Source organism: Parasphingorhabdus sp., from assembly GCF_048269865.1.
In the GTDB taxonomy this organism is placed as follows: Bacteria; Pseudomonadota; Alphaproteobacteria; order Sphingomonadales; family Sphingomonadaceae; genus Parasphingorhabdus.
Genome location: NZ_JBLWUA010000003.1, coordinates 253,476 through 271,330, shown reverse-complemented (window position 1 = coordinate 271,330; position 17,855 = coordinate 253,476). Strand labels below are relative to the sequence as shown.

General features: G+C 56.0%; 14 protein-coding genes and 2 tRNA genes. 9 read left to right on the top strand and 7 right to left on the bottom strand.

Annotation, left to right across the window (positions count from 1 at the left end; translation table 11 throughout):
* The first annotated feature begins 112 nt into the window (after nucleotides 1-112).
* The 6 genes from ACN0WW_RS05610 (at nucleotide 113) to ACN0WW_RS05585 (ending at nucleotide 4,437) form a co-directional block, all read left to right on the top strand.
* Nucleotides 113-1,351 carry a mechanosensitive ion channel gene (locus tag ACN0WW_RS05610; RefSeq protein ID WP_417610262.1) on the top strand — a complete coding sequence of 413 codons (1,239 nt, stop codon included), beginning with the start codon at nucleotides 113-115 and terminating at the stop codon, nucleotides 1,349-1,351.
* Nucleotides 1,352-1,434: 83 nt separating this feature from the next.
* Complete coding sequence (locus ACN0WW_RS05605) at nucleotides 1,435-2,307, top strand: hypothetical protein (protein WP_417610260.1); 873 nt, start codon at nucleotides 1,435-1,437, stop codon at nucleotides 2,305-2,307.
* A gap of 30 nt (nucleotides 2,308-2,337) precedes the next feature.
* Nucleotides 2,338-2,413 (top strand) — tRNA-Thr (locus ACN0WW_RS05600).
* Between the two features lie 139 nt (nucleotides 2,414-2,552).
* On the top strand, nucleotides 2,553-2,852 hold the full coding sequence (locus ACN0WW_RS05595; RefSeq protein ID WP_417610258.1) for an excalibur calcium-binding domain-containing protein: 300 nt from the start codon (nucleotides 2,553-2,555) through the stop codon (nucleotides 2,850-2,852).
* Nucleotides 2,853-2,962: 110 nt separating this feature from the next.
* Entirely contained in the window at nucleotides 2,963-3,364 is a 402-nt protein-coding gene (locus tag ACN0WW_RS05590; protein ID WP_417610256.1) for a DUF6491 family protein, read from the top strand.
* Nucleotides 3,365-3,513: 149 nt separating this feature from the next.
* Nucleotides 3,514-4,437 (top strand): hypothetical protein, encoded by a 924-nt coding sequence (locus tag ACN0WW_RS05585; RefSeq protein WP_417610254.1) that lies wholly within the window; start codon nucleotides 3,514-3,516, stop codon nucleotides 4,435-4,437.
* Between the two features lie 209 nt (nucleotides 4,438-4,646).
* Here ACN0WW_RS05585 and ACN0WW_RS05580 read toward each other — a convergent pair whose 3' ends face one another.
* From ACN0WW_RS05580 to ACN0WW_RS05565, 4 genes are all read right to left on the bottom strand, one after another.
* Complete coding sequence (locus ACN0WW_RS05580; RefSeq protein WP_417610252.1) at nucleotides 4,647-7,583, bottom strand: TonB-dependent receptor; 2,937 nt, start codon at nucleotides 7,581-7,583, stop codon at nucleotides 4,647-4,649.
* A 238-nt stretch (nucleotides 7,584-7,821) separates the two neighbouring features.
* The gene (locus ACN0WW_RS05575) at nucleotides 7,822-10,377 is read right to left on the bottom strand and encodes a TonB-dependent receptor (RefSeq protein ID WP_417610250.1); all 2,556 of its coding nucleotides are present in this window, start codon (nucleotides 10,375-10,377) and stop codon (nucleotides 7,822-7,824) included.
* 211 nt (nucleotides 10,378-10,588) lie between these two features.
* A tRNA-Leu gene (locus tag ACN0WW_RS05570) sits at nucleotides 10,589-10,673 on the bottom strand.
* Nucleotides 10,674-10,777: 104 nt separating this feature from the next.
* A complete protein-coding gene (locus tag ACN0WW_RS05565; protein WP_417610248.1) occupies nucleotides 10,778-11,539 on the bottom strand; it encodes a prepilin peptidase in 762 nt (253 codons plus the stop codon).
* A 151-nt stretch (nucleotides 11,540-11,690) separates the two neighbouring features.
* Between ACN0WW_RS05565 and ACN0WW_RS05560 the strand changes: the two genes are divergently transcribed.
* The gene (locus tag ACN0WW_RS05560; RefSeq protein WP_417610246.1) at nucleotides 11,691-12,881 is read left to right on the top strand and encodes an acetyl-CoA C-acyltransferase; all 1,191 of its coding nucleotides are present in this window, start codon (nucleotides 11,691-11,693) and stop codon (nucleotides 12,879-12,881) included.
* A gap of 1 nt (nucleotide 12,882) precedes the next feature.
* Here the strand turns inward: ACN0WW_RS05560 and ACN0WW_RS05555 are convergent, their stop codons facing one another.
* A complete protein-coding gene (locus ACN0WW_RS05555; protein ID WP_417610244.1) occupies nucleotides 12,883-13,359 on the bottom strand; it encodes an SH3 domain-containing protein in 477 nt (158 codons plus the stop codon).
* Nucleotides 13,360-13,470: 111 nt separating this feature from the next.
* Between ACN0WW_RS05555 and ACN0WW_RS05550 the strand changes: the two genes are divergently transcribed.
* Both ACN0WW_RS05550 and ACN0WW_RS05545 read left to right on the top strand, forming a co-directional pair.
* Nucleotides 13,471-14,469 (top strand): 2-hydroxyacid dehydrogenase, encoded by a 999-nt coding sequence (locus tag ACN0WW_RS05550; protein ID WP_417610242.1) that lies wholly within the window; start codon nucleotides 13,471-13,473, stop codon nucleotides 14,467-14,469.
* Nucleotides 14,470-14,569: 100 nt separating this feature from the next.
* Entirely contained in the window at nucleotides 14,570-15,886 is a 1,317-nt protein-coding gene (locus ACN0WW_RS05545; RefSeq protein ID WP_417610240.1) for an ammonium transporter, read from the top strand.
* A 43-nt stretch (nucleotides 15,887-15,929) separates the two neighbouring features.
* On the opposite strand, the gene ACN0WW_RS05540 is transcribed toward ACN0WW_RS05545, so the two are convergent.
* Both ACN0WW_RS05540 and ACN0WW_RS05535 read right to left on the bottom strand, forming a co-directional pair.
* Nucleotides 15,930-16,385, bottom strand: a complete 456-nt coding sequence (locus ACN0WW_RS05540; RefSeq protein WP_417610238.1) for a GNAT family N-acetyltransferase — start codon at nucleotides 16,383-16,385, stop codon at nucleotides 15,930-15,932.
* A gap of 1 nt (nucleotide 16,386) precedes the next feature.
* Nucleotides 16,387-17,790 (bottom strand): NAD(P)H-dependent flavin oxidoreductase, encoded by a 1,404-nt coding sequence (locus ACN0WW_RS05535; protein ID WP_417610236.1) that lies wholly within the window; start codon nucleotides 17,788-17,790, stop codon nucleotides 16,387-16,389.
* Nucleotides 17,791-17,855: the final 65 nt, after the last annotated feature.

Below are 17,855 nucleotides of genomic sequence, written 5' to 3'. Positions count from 1 at the left end.
TTTTACACCGAATCTTTTCTCGGAAAATATTGATTCCTGTCAATCCGCCGCCATCCATGTTAGCTATGTTCTTAGTAGTAACGAATGGAATAGGGGACGCTATATGGATGGAATGCGAATAGGTAATTACGCTCTCGACACGGAGCTCGCCATGGAATGGGGGGAAAAGCTCGGCCTGGCGCTGATCGTTCTCGTCGGCACATGGATATTGGCCAAGGCTGCAAAATGGACCTTTGCCAAACTGGTCGACAATGTGAGATTTCTCCAGCGGGATACGTCGTCCGGTACATCAGTCGGGGAAGCGCTTGGTAAAATCGTCTCGCTGCTGATCTGGCTATTCGGCTTACTCGTAATTCTGCGGGTCTTGGGTCTTGGCGGCGTAGACGCTCCGATTCAGACGATGCTCAACTCGATAATGGGCTTCATTCCGAATTTGCTCGGTGCGGCGATCATATTCTTTATCGGAATGGTTGTTGCACGGATAGTCAAAGACCTCGTTGTGACGTTTTTGCAGACGGTCGATTTTGACAAATGGGCCAATCGCGGCGGCATCGGTACGGTGACCGGCAATTCGGCGATAAGCAAAACGATCGGCACGATTGCCTATGTACTGATCATCATTCCGGTGGCGATTCTCGCGCTGGAAGCGCTGAATCTGGAGACCGTTTCAGGTCCGGCGAGCGACATGTTGCGGATGATATTGGAAGCCATTCCGAATATCCTCGGCGCAGCGGTCATTCTCGGAATCGGCTATCTGATCAGCAAATTCGTGGTCCAGATTATCTCGGAAGTTCTTCCGGGTCTTGGCGTTGACCAATCGGTTGCAGCGATGGAAATCCTGCCAGCATCGACGTCGATCACCACGATTGTGGCTCGCATCGCGCAAATTGCCATCATGCTCGCCTCAGCGATCGCGGCGACCCATCTGCTCGGTTTCCCCGAGCTGACTGCCATCTTGGACCAGATTCTGGAACTCGGCGGTCGGGTCATATTTGGCAGTGTGGTCATTCTGGCAGGTTTCCTGATTGGCAATCTGCTCGCACGGATCATCGGCGGTGCCGCTGAAGGCAGCATGGCAGCTACGATTGTACGCTATGCCGCGATCATCCTGTTCACCTTCATGGGCTTGCAGTTCATGGGCGTTGGACAAGAGATTGTACAAACAGCCTTTACAGCGTTGGTCATCGGTGGCGCAGCCGCTGCCGCGCTGGCCTTTGGCTGGGGCGGACGTCACGTTGCTGGCAAGGTGCTGGAGGATATTTATGCCAATCCACCAAAACCGAAAGCGACTGCGGCTCGCAAAACCACCGCTGCAAAACCGGCAGCAAAAAAGCCAGCTGCCAAAAAATAGCCACTGCGCTTTGAATTAAAGAGGGGCGGGTTCGTTGGACCTGCCCCTTTTCTTTTGCCGACGGCATCCGCTAGAGATTGGAAATGCGGAGCTTTTCCCAATTTGCCTGCGTCGATTGGTCCGGCGCCAAGACCGAGCGCCCGCATGGGCTTGCAGTTGCGACGATTGGCGCTGAAGGTCCCCCTACCCTGTTGTCACCCGTTCCCCGATGGTCTCGCCAGGATATTCTGGATTGGCTGTTGGGCCTGGCACAGGCCGCTGAGGACATGTTGATCGGCTTCGACCTGTCGATGGCTTTGCCGTTTATCGATCAAGGGGCCTATTTTCCCGAGTGGGATGCGAGCCCGAGTGATGCCAAGACACTTTGGTCTGTGGTAGACTCGATGTGCAGGCATGATCCGCACCTGAGCGTATCCAGCTTCCTCGAACACAGGCAGACAAGCCGCCATTTTCGGCATAGCCGTGATCATGTCGGTGATCTATTCGGTCAGGGACTAGGCCGCTTGCGCGAAGTCGAGCGCTACCAACGGACAACCAAACAGGCCAATAGCGCCAGCTGTTTCAACCTCGTCGGCGCCGCTCAGGTTGGTAAATCCAGTCTCACGGGCATGCGAATGCTGCATCAGCTCGACGGCCATATTCCGATCTGGCCATTCGACCCTGTGCCGGATCATGGTCCCGTCATTGTCGAAATTTACACCACCGTCGCTGCCCTGGCAGCCGGTCAGCCAAAGGGACGCAGCAAAGTCCGTGATCGCGCTGGGCTGAAGCAAGCGCTGACCCGGCTGAACACGCCGACGCCAAGAAGATTGACGCGCTATGACGATCACAGCACCGACGCGTTGATAACCGCCGCATGGATGAAGCAAGCCGCGACTGACCCGCTGCTCTGGAACCCGCCCGCGATGACCGGGGAAATCGCGCAAAAAGAGGGCTGGACCTTTGGCGTCGTTTGACGCTAATAGCGCCCAGCAAATCCAGTGCATGCCGAATTAGCTCAGCTGGTAGAGCAACCGCCTTGTAAGCGGTAGGTCATCCGTTCGAGTCGGATATTCGGCACCATTTTTTCGGCAACATCCCAAATCCCGATTTTGATCCCTGAATTCACGCCGCGCAGTAACGGACGTCTCGCTCGTCGCCAGATTATCGATCAAGCGCGCTATTACATTGTCATTTGATAATTTCGGCCTAGTGTCAGTAGATGAAAACATATGGTTTCATCATGCTGATGCTAGTGGCGACGGCAATACCTGCCAGCGAAAGCTCTGCTCACGGTGGACGGACCGCTGCAGATGGTTGCCACAATGACCGCCAGAATGGTGGCAGGCACTGTCATGGCGGCGGAAGCGCGCCTTCCCGACCTGCCGGGCCGACCGGTCCGCAAGACTATTATCCCAATTGCGCAGCAGCCCGGGCGGCCGGTCCGACACCGATATACCGGGGCCAACGCGGTTATGGTCGACATCTCGACCGGGACGGAGACGGCAAAGCCTGCGAATGATCGGCAGGCGCAAAACCCTCTGTTTCTTCGGCGGACTTTTTGGAGTTCCTCTCATCATCTCGGAACCGTCCGCCATCTTCCTGCGTTGGTGGGTGGAAAGGAGGAACCCCATGTTTAATCGCCAAATACTCGCCGCGCTGGCGGTACCGCTGGCTTTAGCTGGATGCGCAACTGCCGAGCGCGATGCGATCGCCGATAATAGCGACAGTGCGGCCCGGTCCTGCTTTTTCCTGAGTCAGGTCAACGGATTCAATGATGCCCCCGACAGTGAAAATGGCAGCAACCAGATCATCGTCAATGTCAGCGTCAACAAAAAATATCTGTTCGAAACCTTTGGCTCCTGCCCAGACCTCGACTGGACGCAAACCATCGGCTTTGACCAGAGAGGACCAGGACAGATCTGCCAGGGCATGGATGTCGATCTGATTGTTCCCACCTCGATTGGACCGCAACGCTGCCCCTTGCGGATGATCCGCAAGATCAGCAAGGCAGAGATTGACGCAATGAAGTGAAGTTTGGCACGTCCACCCCGGCCAATGGGGTCAGAGTCGAGAGGCTAAAAAACACGAAACCTTCCATTGCCTTGCTTTCACTGGGTCTGCTGGTCGCCTGCTCGCAACAGCATTCGGACGAAGCATCAGAGGCTCAGGCTGCCGACTCCATGCCAGTCATGGAGGACAGCGACCGTCTCGAGGATGGTCATGGCGAGCGGGGTCGATATACGAATGCGCGGTTCGAATTTGCCATCGACGTTCCTCCCGGCTTTGTCGCTCAGCCGCCACCAGAAAATGGAGACGGAAGGGTCTTCGTAAAAGGCGGTAATCGATTGCAGATTTCCGGGCGATATAATCTGGATGCGGTGTTCGATGAGCAGATCGCCGATGCCAGCGAAGGCCTCACGCTCCTGTCACAGGAAAAACTGTCCCCGGCGACATGGCGGGCGACGGCGCAATTGGAAGATAACAAGCGCGTCGTGCTTATGTTAGCGCGAGGAGCCGAAAAACTCGTTACCGCGCGCTTTGACTATCGGACCAACGAGCCAGCGGAAGAAGAACAGGCCAATCGAACGCTGAACAGCCTAGTGTTTGTTGGACATGCTGGCCCTCTCATCTATCAATATCAACCGGGCCGCTATACCAGCGTTCCCGTCATATTCTCCCTTCCCGGCGCCCCTGACTGGCCGGTTGAGGGTGACAAACTGATCCCTTGGGACAGAGCTAACCAGCTGGGAAAGTCATCCTGTCACTATGGATTATCAGGACAAACCCAGATCTGTACCGCGGAAAAGGAAGCCGGACTGACGTTCGCCGCCATCGATCGCCCGCTCGCCAAGCTTCGTAACCAGTTGCCCGCAGCACTCACCGAACCAACGACACTGGCTGGGCGCGATGGGCTAGAGGTTGTCGAGGAGGCAGAAGGCAGCGGATCCTCCTATATCCTTATACCGGCTGGACCGCGCACGGTTGCGGTGTTCCGCAGCTGGCGAAAGGACAGCGGGGGTTCCGGATATCAAGCCGTTTTGCAGGATATCTCATTCGATGCTCTGTCAGAACTCCCTTCAACGCGCAAAGGCGGCAAAGAGTAAATGCGCTGAACATCGCACGCTGGCAGCCAGCCCCGGCTGGCCTATCGAGAACCCAAGACCGACCATATCCGCCTGCAGACCGTGGAGCGGAAAATCGGTAGTGTGCCCTGCACACTTTAGCCGAGCGCGCACCATCCGAAATGGCGACGATCAAAAAAAGCCCCGCCGGTTTCCCAGCGGGGCTGTTCTCCAATCATGGCACCTTCACATCAGAATTTGAAGCCGGCACCAATGCCGTACCGACGAGGTTCCAGCGTGAAGATATTGGTGTACAGACCGGAGGATTGATCGGTCACATACAGCCCGGTTTCCGAGTTGCTGTCGAAAATATTCTGGATAAATCCGCGAACATACCAACGATCTTCGGCTCCGTTCAGCTGGATCTGGGCATTTGCCTGAGCATAGCCTTTGATCCGGTTAACATTGCCATTGAAGATGCTGCCGAAACTTTCACCGGTATAAGCAACATCAACCCGCGGGACGAGGCTCATCCCGCTATCGAAGTTCATCGTATATTGAACGCCAGTCGAGAATTTGATCTTTGGCGCTTGCGGCAGATCATTTCCACGAATGTTCTTCGGAACACCGGCGGCGAAATAGTCGATGCCGCCGAAGGCTGCCGGTGTGATGCCGGCGCCCGCAAACGCTCCGGCTGCGGCTGCTTCGAGAACGCTACAGATGCCGAATGCCCCGGTGGATGCGATGCCGCCATCTGCAGGAAAAGCGGTGGTCGGCTGTAAATTCGCGCCGCCCGACACACCGGGCACCAAACCGGCATTGATCACCGTGTTAATCGTATTGACGAACTGATTGACCCCGGCTGCGCTGCCTGACTGAGAAGCGACAGCGCAGTTTGAGGCATTGGTGATATCCTTGATAATCACCGCATCAGACCGGCCACCGCCAAAGTCACGGGGATCGCTGTTGAATGTATCGCCCGTAACCTTGGTATGCAGATAGCTGAAGCCCAGGTTGATCATCCAGTCCGGATCCGGACGGACAATTGCTTCGACTTCCGCCCCGTAGATGTCGGCGTCAATATTTTCGTTCACTGCGGTCCGGGCGACAATCTTGCTCAACTGCAGATTTTTGTATTTATAGTAAAACGCGGTCAGATTGAGTTGCAACGCGCCGTTTCCGAACGTGTTCTTCGAACCAACTTCAAACGCATCTACCTGCTCGGGATCGAACGACTCCGGCACCGCAAATATCGGCTGTAGTGGCGGGTTGATACCACCTGACTTATAGCCTCGGGAATAAGAAGCATAGATGAGATTATCATCCGTGATCTTGTAGTCCAGCACCACGCGTCCCGTGATCTCGTTATATTTTACCTGGCGGTTCTGGAATATCTGATTGCCAGGCGTACCAGGGTCAGCATCGAAAGACCCGACAAAGGGCGATTCGAAAGCGTTGGTTGTCTGGCTGTAGGGAACCAGGAAACTGGCCAGCGTGGACCGTGCCTGAACATTTTTCTTGTCATTATTGTACCGCAAGCCACCGGTCAGTTTCAGCCTGTCGCTGATGTCGAAATAGACTTCCCCGAACAAACCGTAAGATTTGACAGTCAAATCATCGGTGTTGTTGCGGAAATAGGGCGTACCGAGGAATGATGGCGGCAAGCCACCACCCAAAGCTGTGAAGCTACCCAATAAACCAGCGACATAATCGATCGCAAACGCATTCACATAATAGCTGTTCTCGGTCAGATGGTAATCGGCGTATATACCGCCCACCAGGAAGTTGAATGGCCCGTCGAAATCACTCGAGATAATAGCCTCTGCAGACCAGCTGCTGTTGTCTTGGTTTGACCGGTCATATTGTAGCGGGGTTGTGGCACAATTGCTGTTCCCGCCGAACGAGCCGAGACCAATCGTGTCGGACTCGGACGTACACAAAACGCCATTTGGTCCATCCGGAATGATCGCCGCTGCGATAGGAGCGAAATAGGCGGCAGGCAGCCCGGGGACTAGGCCGGCGGCAGCGGCAGCCAGCGTATTCAGCGCCGGCGCGTAGATGTCCCGGCGGCCAATATTATTGTTATAGTCCTGCCGGGAATCCAGCTTGACCTTCTGATAGGTTCCGGAAAGCTGCGCGCTGATAGGCCCGAAATCATGCTCGATCTTGCCCTGGAACGTCAACTCGCTGGTAAAATACTGAGGAGTGAAAGCTGTATTGACCGTTCTGGAATCAGCGGGAATGGAAACGCCCGAATATTGGTCGGGGCCATACAGGCTGCCAAGCGCAAAAGCCGTCGGGATTCCTCTAATGGCGAGGAACTCGCGCGACGACAAAGCCGCTGTGAATGTCGAGTTGGCGTTGAATGACTGCGCATCACGGCGGTTGTTCAGACATCCCAGAATGCCGGTCGGGTCGCGCTGGCAATATTGTTTCTGAATCCGCATGCGATTGTCATCTTCCCGGAAATAGGAAGCATAGAGATCAATCGTCGTATCCGGGGTCGGTTCGAAGCGGAGCGCACCGCGCACCGAATACAGTTCGCGATCGTCCAGATCGGGCCCGCCATTGAGGTTGGTGGTATAGCCATCCCGTTTGACGTAGATCCCGGAACCCCGGAATGCCAACGTGTCACCGATCGGGATGTTGATCATGCCCTTGAATTTCATCGCGTTATAATTGCCATATTCGGCATCGCCGGAAGCCTGGAACTGGCCCAGTCTCGGTTTGGCCGTGACGACGTTAACCACGCCAGCAGTCGCATTTCGACCGAACAGGGTACCCTGCGGGCCGCGCAGAACTTCAACGCGTTCCAGATCAAAAAACTCTGTTTCAAACAGCCGGGTCGAAAAGAGCGGCTGATCGTTCAAGTGAATGGCGGTTGCCTGATCGCACGAAACACCGACGCAGAGATCGCCGATGCCGCGAATGGTAAAGCTTGAACTGGTAAAATTGGTTTTAGTGAACGTGATGTTCGGAAGAGTAAGCTGGAGATCAGAGCTGTTCTCGATCTGCTGGGCTTCCAATGCCTCGCCTGAGAAGGCTGAAACAGCGATCGGAACGTCTTGGGCGCTTTGCGCCTGGCGTTGTGCGGTAACGATAATGACGTTGTCATCAAGAAGACCGTCGTCTTGTTCCTGCGCAATGGCAGGTACGGACAGTGCAGATATAGCTGTAGCGGCTAACAATAGCGATTTACGCCTTTCTCTCTCCCAAATCCCATTTTTCACGGAGAGTGATGCTTTTGCTCATCCCCCCGATAGCGCGACATTCAACTAATCGCGTGATTAAGTCCAGACGGAAATTCAAAAACTGCATTCGCTGATTACATTTTTGCATCAAAAGGCCGATATTCGATGCAAATTAGATACAAAAAAGCCCCGCCAGTTTCCCGGCAGGGCCAAATCTTGTAATATTTGTTCAACCTTAGAATTTAAAGCGAACGACAGCTCCGTAGGTGCGCGGTGCACTGGGGTAACCGGAAACGGTTCCGGCCTGGGCAACGCCGTCAAAAACGGTCGTGAGGAACTGGTCGTTAAACAGGTTACGAACGTAGCCTCCGACTTCCAGACCGTTTTCAAGCTTGAGCGTCATCGAGCCGTTGACGAGATTGACCTCGCGCCTAAAAATCTGGGTATTCCCCAACTGCGCGTTGAAAGTTGGCAAGCCGTTGTTGATCGGCGTGTTGCTCTCATGGCTGTAATCAAGTCGCGTCACCAGCATGTTCCCGCTCGCTCCGAATTCGTGCGAGTAGGTTGCGGAAGTTGAAATCGCAATTTGAGGGATGCCGCCAGGCGTTGCGCCCGTCAGATCGCCCAGCACACTGCCGGGGAAGCTGTCATACTTCGGATCGAGATAGGTCATCGCGAATGTGAAAACCAAACCTTCAGTCGGGTTGATGGTGCTGTCGAACTCGACCCCCTTAACCGACTGCTGACCCGCATTTTGCAACGCAAAGCCGGTGCCGGTGAATGAAAGGCTCTGGAAGCCTTTGATGGTCTGGTCGAACAGGGCGAGGTTGAAGCCGAAGCCTTCCCACTGCCCTTTCATGCCAACTTCATAAACAGTCGCATTCTCTGGCCCTGCAAAGCGCGAACCGCTTCTCAGGTTCGGCACAGCCAGACCGGCGTCGAGGATTGGCGAGGATGGAGCGGCAAAAATGGATCCGCCCGGGCCGGCAACATAATCGGTGTTCGAAGGCCGGCTATCGCGCGACAGGTTTACCGAGCTCGCCTTGAACCCAGTGGCGTAGCTGGCATAGACATTGACTTCGTCCGAGACCGAATAGGCTGCACGCAACAAATAGGTAAACTTGTCATCGCGGGTCTTGCCGTCTTCGACAGCGTTCGGGATGGTCAGGAACGGTGGCTGGAACTGGAAGGCCGCCAAGCCGAGCAGCGGGTTTGCCGCCGACTGTGCCGCAGCAAGCAGAGCCGCCTGGTTAGCCGCCGGAAGCGCCTGGAACTGATCCCGGGTGGTTACAGCCCCGCCGGTTGCGCCTACAATGAAGGCATCGATCAGGTTGATTTGACCCAGCGGATCGAAGCTTTGCTGCGCCAGTGCAAAGTCCTTCTTGTCATCGGTATAGTTGAATCCACCGGTAAAGACGAGACCATCGATCGGTTCAAAATCAACGGTACCGAAGATCGAATAGGACGTATTGTCCATCGAAAACTGCTCGGATGTCAGCAGCGGCGTACGGAAAATGGATTCCTGTGGAAGACCAAGGCCGGCTTCCACGCCATTGAATACGCTTGGGTTGCCTGCGATAATATCGGCCGGGTTGCCGCCAGCCAGAACTTCGAAGAAGTCGCGGATCTGGCTGCCGTTCTCGATCTGACTGCGCTGCGAGATGCTTTCGTCGAAATAATAGCCGCCGAGCAAGAAGTTGATCGGACCGTCAAAATCCGAAGCGACGCGGAATTCTTGCGTCAGCGTCTTCACCTTCTGATTTCGGGTTTCATTCGCGATATCGAGACTGCTGTAGTCAATATCCGAAACGAACAGGTTTTTCAGTTCGCGATACGACGAAATCGAAGTGAAAGAGATCGGCCCGGCTTGATAGTCAACCTGGATCGACCCGCCGTAATTATCGACTTTGTTGATCGGAATCTGATTGAGATAGGCATCATAGCTGAAACTATCGGTCGAGAATTGCCCGCCCAGCAACTGGATCGCACCTGAGGTAGGACCTGCGACCACTGTCGTTACCTGACAACAGATCTCGTCAATCCGGGAAAAGTCACCAATTGCACGAATCGTCAAATCCGGCGTTGGCTCGAACAAAAGCTGACCACGAGCCGCCCAGCGGTTGCGGTTATTCTGCTCTTCATCCAGATTGACAATATTGGCGTAACCGTCGCGGCGGTTGTAGCTGCCGTCGATCGAAAAGGCGATACTCTCGGTTAGTGGCCCGGTGATATCGCCCTTGAGAACGACATTGTTATAGTTGCCGTATACGGCTTCAACCGATCCGCCGAATTCAAATTGCGGCGGACGGGTGACAACCGAAATCACGCCAGCAGAAGCGTTTTTGCCGAACAGGGTCGATTGCGGGCCATTGAGCACCTCAATCCGCTGAACGTTGGGAAGATCGGCGAGAGCCGCAGCCGAACGCGAACGGAACACGCCGTCGATAAACACGCCTACTGACGGCTCGATGCCGAAATTGTTGTCGCCGTTGCCGAAGCCGCGAATAATGAAAGTTGATGCCGAAGAGGTCTGGAGCTGGCTGACACGCAGCGAAGGCGTGACGGTCTGCAAATCCAGTACGTCCCGGATTTGCGCATCTTCAAGCGTTTCACCGCTGGTCACGGATACCGAAATCGGGGTTTCCTGTAAGGTGGTTTCGCGCTTGGAAGCGGTGACGACGATAACATTGTCATCGATCGTTTCCTCGCTCTGCATATCTTGCGCATAAGCGGGGGAAGCTGCGATGACACTGGTCAAGGCAGTTGCGGTCAAAAACTTTGCGATTTTCATGAATATCTCCTGCGCCCGGCGTTCATTCGCGGGTCTAAAATGAAATGGACAAAACCTTCTAAAAAAGACGGCCGACCAATGGGCGGGCATTCGTATAAACGGTGGGAATAGTCCAGCCCATAAAGCCGGAAAACCCGCCGTTACCGCGCAATATTGGCCACAGCCGCGATTCCGTTGCAACTAAGTCACAAATAGTTAATTTTCTGGAAAGTGGTGCCCCTGGCCCGACTCGAACGGGCACTCCTTGCGGAACTGCATTTTGAGTGCAGCGCGTCTACCAATTCCACCACAGGGGCTATCTAGCTGCTCCGACGGTCGGTCAGCGAAATCGAGGCTCTGTTAGCGAAGAGGCTGTGCGCTGGCAACGGCTTTTTGTCATCGGCTGTTCAGCTGTCGAAATTCAGTAAAATAAAGCGCTCGCAGCAGATTGATACAGCCAAATCGGAAAAGCGGCGATCGCCATCAAACTGCCGAGCGGAAGCATGCTGCGCGCGGTGACCGCTTCGCCGCGGACTTTCCATGATATCACGACCATTATCCCCACTGCACTTGCGCCCAGAAGCACGAGCGGCAGCATCTGCCATCCAAGCCAGCAACCGATGGCACCGAGCATCTTGGGGTCGCCGCCGCCCAGCCCCTCTCGCTGCCTGATCCGCTTATATATGCCCCCGATGAGCGCCAGTAATGCAAAGCCCGCGAAACCGCCAATCAGCCGGTCCAGCAAAGCGGGGTATTCCGTGATGATAGACGCCAATAACCCGGTTATGGCCAGTATCGCGGTCAATTGGTCGGGTAGCCAATGATGCTTTACATCCAGCGCCGCAAGGGTCAGCAGCAACCAGCCAAATATCGCGCCAACAAGGCCTTCCAAACCCGGTGTGACAAAAAGTGCCAGGCCGCCGATCAATCCTGCGGAAAGCTCAATTGCCAGATGATCTGGGGCGATCTGCGCGCCACATTCGCGACATTTCCCGGATTGAAGAACATAGCTGACAACGGGGATTAGCTCCCCGGCGCGCAGTTGATGCCCGCAGCTATCACACATAGAGCGGCCGCCGATTGCCGATCGATTCTCGGGCCACCGGAGGACCAATGTCGCCAGAAAACTCCCGATAATCAGGCCGAGCAACACACCGAACAAAGGCAAGAATGAAACGGGCAAGCGGTGCTCCAACAACAATTATGCGATCGATTGGCACGAGCGGCGGTGGCATTCAATGCTGCAATTGAAAAATCCCGGGCCCGCGCCTATGTCCTTTGCAAGATTCGCGCTTGCCTTGCAGCAGCGCAGAAAAACCCAGAAAGGCCCACATATGTCCAATTCCGATCCAGTCGTCATTCTTTCTTATGCCCGCACCCCGATGGGCGGCATGCAAGGGGCGCTTGGCGACGTCAGTGCGTCCGATCTCGGAGCGGTCGCGGTCAAGGCGGCCGTGGAACGCGCCGGTGTTGACGGAGCGGATGTCGAGCGCATCTATATGGGCAACGTTTTGTCGGCAGGTCAGGGCCAGGCCCCTGCCCGTCAGGCAGCAATTTTTGCCGGTCTGCCACAGTCGGTCGAAGCGACAACCGTCAACAAAATGTGCGGCTCCGGTATGCAGGCTGCGATCATGGGGGCGGAAGCCCTCGCCGCGGGTTCGATCGACATGATCGTTGCTGGTGGCATGGAAAGCATGACCAATGCACCTTATCTGCTGCCCAAGATGCGCAGCGGCGCGCGCCTTGGCCATGCCGAAGCCAAGGATCACATGTTTCTTGACGGTCTGGAAGATGCCTATGAACCGGGCCGGGCGATGGGTAGCTTTGCAGAAGAAACCGTCGGCGAATATCAACTGACCCGCGAAGCACAGGATGATTATTCGATCGAATCCCTCGCCCGTGCGAAGGCAGCCGTGGAAGGCGATGCCTTTGACGATGAAGTCGTTGCGGTGCAGGTCAAAACCCGCAAGGGCGACGTCACCGTTGACAAGGACGAACAGCCGCTAAAGGGCAACCCGGACAAGATTCCGCAATTGCGCCCGGCCTTTGCGAAAGATGGCACGATCACGGCGGCCAATGCTTCGTCCATTTCTGACGGTGCTGCAGCCATGGTCCTCACCCGAGCCAGTATCGCGGACTCAAAAGGCCTCAAGCCGGTCGCGCGAATTGTCGCTCATGCCGCCCATGCCCATGCACCAGCGAAATTCACGACTGCGCCTGTTGCCGCGATTCAGAAAGTTCTCGACAAGGCCGGATGGTCGGTCGCCGATGTTGATCTGTGGGAAGTGAACGAGGCCTTTGCCTGTGTTGCGATGTTCGCCATGCAGGATATTGGCATCAGCCGTGACAAGCTGAACGTGAATGGCGGCGCAACCGCTTTGGGGCATCCGATTGGAGCCAGCGGCGCCCGGATCATGGTGACATTGATCGCAGCGTTGAAAAAGCGCGGACTGAAAAAAGGCGTAGCTGCTCTTTGCATCGGTGGTGGCGAAGCCACAGCCGTGGCGCTGGAACTGATCGACTGATCTATTTCAGCGGTTCGTCACCCCAGACGTCGTCAACATTGATATAACCCGTTCGACCGGTCACATCGAACAGGCACCAGCCTTTGTCGCAAAGGCTGAGGCTGCCGACGACGCCGGGTTCTGCCCGCCAGATAATCTTGGCGTTGGCTTGGGGCAAAGCGCGCATGGCGACTGGCTTTCCGCTGGTCGCCAGCACCAGTCCGGTTCTGGAAGCGCTGAGCAGTCGCGCATGCATCCAGCCCTGAGTGCCTTCATGATCCTCGACTTTTCGCCACGACTTGTAGCGCGCCAGAATTTTCAAAGGCAGTTTCTCGCGTTTGTAGATCCACATCGTCGGATATTCGGTGCTGGGACCGGTGCGCATCCGCGCTTCAGGTTCGTCGATAGATGCCCAATATGGCGGTTCTTGCTGGGCTGCGGCAGGTGTTGGCAGGATCAGACCCGAAACCGTGATGAGCATGAAAGCCAGAATACGCATGGTGATTGGTTACTCGTTCCCCGATAGACGAAATGCATAGCCCGAAAGCTGCACGCGCTTCAAGAGCCGCCTGCTTGACCTGCCGCAAATTTCGGGCATAGCAATAGGTCTATGCCAGACTCATCAGCCCCCGCGAAACCCCGTGTCATTATCACCCGCGAATTGGCGGATTCCAATCACGATCGCATGTGCGAATTGTTCGATGCGGTCCCGAACTATGCCGACACCCCGTTTTCCCGCGACGACCTGATCGCTGCGATGGCTGACTGTGACGTGCTGGTGCCGACTGTGACGGACCATATCGACGCAGAAATGCTTGAAAATGCGCCAGACCGCCTGCGCCTGATTGCCAGCTTCGGTGCGGGGGTAGATCATATCGATCTCGCTGCTGCGCGCGCGAAAAAAATTCTCGTTACCAACACGCCAGGCGTTTTTACCGAAGACACCGCAGACATGACCATGGCGCTCATACTGTCTACTCCGCGCCGGCTTTCGGAAGGCGAGAAGCTGATACGTTCCGGACAGTGGGAGGGATGGAAACCATCCGGCATGCTCGGCCACTGTATCGGCGGGAAAAAACTCGGCATCATTGGCATGGGACGGATCGGTCAGGCGGTTGCTCGGCGAGCCTCCGGCTTTGGCATGTCTATCTTCTACCATAACCGCCGCCAATTGCCGCCTGCGGTCGAAGAATCTTTGCGCGCCAGTTTTCTCGCGGACCTCGATGAGTTAATCCGCGAATGCGACATCATCACCCTGCACTGTCCGCACACCGCTGAAACCCATGAAATGATTAATGCGGAGCGGATTGGCCAGATGAAGCCGTCAGCCTATTTGATCAACACCGCACGCGGCGATCTGGTCGATGAGAATGCCTTGATCGAAGCTTTGCAGAGCGAAAAAATCGGAGGCGCCGGTTTGGATGTTTACCAAAATGAACCCGACATCGACCCGCGTTTCCTTACCCTTAAAAACACCGTGCTGCTCCCGCACATGGGTAGCGCGACCTTTGAAGGGCGTGAAGCATCAGGCGAACGGGTCATTACAAATATTCGCGTATGGGCGGACGGCCATCGCCCGCCGGATCAGGTGCTCGACGGCTGGGTATAAGCTTTCCGTTGAGCGGGTTGAAGGTCTCGACTGGACCTTTCACGCATTCTGATTATTAGAGCCGAACAGTCTTAATAAAGATAATGCTGCGGGGGACATCATGAAATTTGCAATCAAATCCATAGGCTTGCTGTTGGCGGCAAGCTGGTCGATTTCACCGCTCAACGCACAGCAGACACTTGATCCCGCCATCGCGGACGTCGCCAATAGCGGCGATACCGCATGGATTTTGACATCCAGTGCTCTGGTCCTGCTGATGACCCTGCCCGGCCTTGCCCTGTTCTATGGCGGGCTCGTTCGTGCCAAGAATTTTCTGTCGGTGCTGATACAGTGCATGGCGGTGGCCGGCATCTCTTCGGTGTTGTGGATCGTGGTCGGCTATACGCTGGCGTTCGGCGGAGTGACCAACGGATTTCTTGGCAGCGGCTTGAACTGGATGCTGAATAACCTGGGCAATGTCCGCCAGGGTACGTTCGTCCCGGAATCTGCCTTTGCGATGTTCCAGATGACATTTGCTGTGATTACTCCGGCACTGATGATTGGAGCCTGGGTCGAGCGGGCCCGCTTCGGCTGGGTCGTCGCCTTTTGCGCCTTGTGGTCACTCGTGGTCTATGCACCGGTGGCTCACTGGGTCTGGGGCGGCGGCTGGCTCAGCAATCTCGGCGTTCTCGATTTTGCCGGCGGGATTGTGGTGCACACAACAGCCGGCGTGTCTGCCCTCGTTGTCGCGATCATGCTCGGAAAACGGATGGGTTGGCCCAAAACGCTGATGCTTCCGCATAGCCCTGCCCTGACCGTCGCTGGCGCAGCGATGCTCTGGGTTGGCTGGTTCGGTTTCAACGGCGGCTCGGCCCTGACCGCGACTGATGATGCCGCGGCTGCGATCATAAATACGCATATTGCGGCGTCCATGGCGGCGTTGGTCTGGATCTTGATCGAGAAGTTCAAGGTCGGCAAGCCAACTGCTGTGGGTGTAGCCACGGGCGCGATTGCCGGGCTGGCGACAATCACCCCGGCGGCTGGCTTTGTCGGGCCGGGGGCATCGATCCTCATCGGCACAGCGGCCGCGATCGTTTGCTTCATGGCTGTCAGCCTCGTGAAAAATGGCTTCAAGATCGACGACAGCCTCGATGTTTTTGCAGTTCACGGCGTTGGCGGGATATTGGGCAGCCTGCTGCTTGCACTCTTTATCGGCTCAGGTTTTGGCGGCATCGGCCATGCCGAAGGCATGGATTTTGGGAGCCAGTTTGTTGCTCAGCTGATCGGCGTCGGTGCGGTTGCAATCTGGTCGGCTGTGGCCACCGCAATTCTCGGCTTGGGAATCAGCTTCATCCTGCCGATGCGTGTGAGCGAGGATGACGAGCGCGATGGTCTGGATATTTCCAACCATGGCGAACGGGCATGGGATCTAGACTAGGAAAGCGGGGCCTTCCCCTTTGAACGGGAAGGCTCGCCTGCTATCAAAGGTTCAAATGCAGAAACTGGTTGAAGGCGCTCGGAATGTAGTCGCCGAACGGTTCTCCATTTTCAAATCCGCGCTTGCGATAGAGGCGAAGCGCCGCCTCAAATTCCCGGCCTGAGCCTGTCTCCAGACTCAACCGTTGATAGCCGCGTTGCTGCGCTACGCCGATAATGTGGTTCAGTATGGCTTGCCCGACGCCTTTCCGCAAATGCTGCGGATCGGTGCGCATAGACTTAATCTCGCCGGCCCGAGCAGAAAGCTGTTTGAGAGCGCCAACGCCCATCAATTGGTCGCCATCCCATGCGGTCCAAACTGAAACGCCCGGTACTTTTAACCCCGAGAGATCCAGCGCATAAACGCTGTCCGGCGGCGAGTTTTCCTGCATGCCCGCCAGATGCGCAGCCAGCAAGTCCTGGACCTGCTGACTGCTCAGATCATCTGGGCGAATTTCCAACTTAGTCGCCTGTCAATATCCGGTCGACCAGTTGCTTTACGGTCGGCACAAAACCGTTGGAATAAAAGGGATCGGTTCCGAAATTATAGGCACCATGGCCGGCAAACATCAGATGTTCCTCGACCGGCGCGCCATGGACGATTTCCTGCAGGCTCTTCTGGATGCAGAAACTGCGCGGGTCGGCGAGCCGCCCGGTGCTGTTGTTGTCATGATCCTTCCAGGCCGAAAAACCGCAATGCGACAGACAGCCCATGCAATCGGCCTGATCCTTGCGGATCACCTTCGACTCTTCAGGCGTGGTGAATACCAGCGTGTTGTCCGGCGTTTTCATCGCCATGGTAAATCCCAGGCCATCCCATTCGCGCGCGCGCAGCAGGTCATTGCGGGTAACCCAGTAATTCTTGCCCTTGATCCCGACGTCGAGCTGGTGGGTATGTTCACCGGCCTTTTCTGTCGAATAGGGAATTTGCCGCTCGGATCGCGATTCCAGGCTGCGCAGAAACTCGTTGCGGACCGCAGAACTGTAGAAACCGGTCGGCGAGAATCTATGCAGCAATATGTCGCCTTCCTTGATCTTGGTCAGCTCGCTCTTCCAGCTTTCCGGAATCGGGCTTTCCTTGGTCAGCAACGGTCTGGTGCCAAACTGAAACGCTATCTGCCCCAGTTCCTCGCTGTCAATCCAGTCCTGCCAGTCGCGCAAGTGCCAGACGCCACCCGCCATGACAATCGGCACACTGTCAGCGATGCCTTCGCCGCGCATCGTCTCGCGCAGCGCCTTGACCCGAGGATAGGGATCTTCCGGCTTTTTCGGATCTTCTGCATTGGACAGACCGTTATGCCCGCCAGCCAGCCACGGATCTTCATAGACCACCGCTGCCATCAGGTCCGGAACCTTATGATAAGCCCGTTTCCACAGCGCGCGGAACGCACGTGCAGAACTGATGATCGGCAGATAGTTGACGCCGTATTTCTGCGCAATTTCGGACAGCTTGTACGGCATGCCCGCGCCGCAGGTGACACCGGCGACCATGCCTTTGGTTTGTTCGAGCACGCCTTCCAGAACCTGTTGTGCGCCGCCCATTTCCCAAAGGACATTGATATTTATCGCACCCTTACCGTTCGCAATCTCATAGGCTTGCGTGACCTGCGCAACGGCACCGTCGATCCCATATTGGATCAGTTCCTGATGGCGCTCTTCGCGCTTCCGGCCGTGGTAAATCTGCGGGATGACATTCCCGTCCTCGTCATAGCTGTCCGCATTCACTGCGGATACCGTGCCGATCCCGCCGGCGGCCGCCCAAGCTCCCGAACTAGCGTGATTGGTGGCTGCGACGCCTTTTCCTCCCTCGATCAATGGCCAAACTTCCTGACCATTATACTGGATGGGTTTTAAGCCCTTGAACAATGAAATCTCCTCTTCCACAAATGCCGATATAGGCGGCGGTGCATCAAAATGCTCGAAAAAACTGT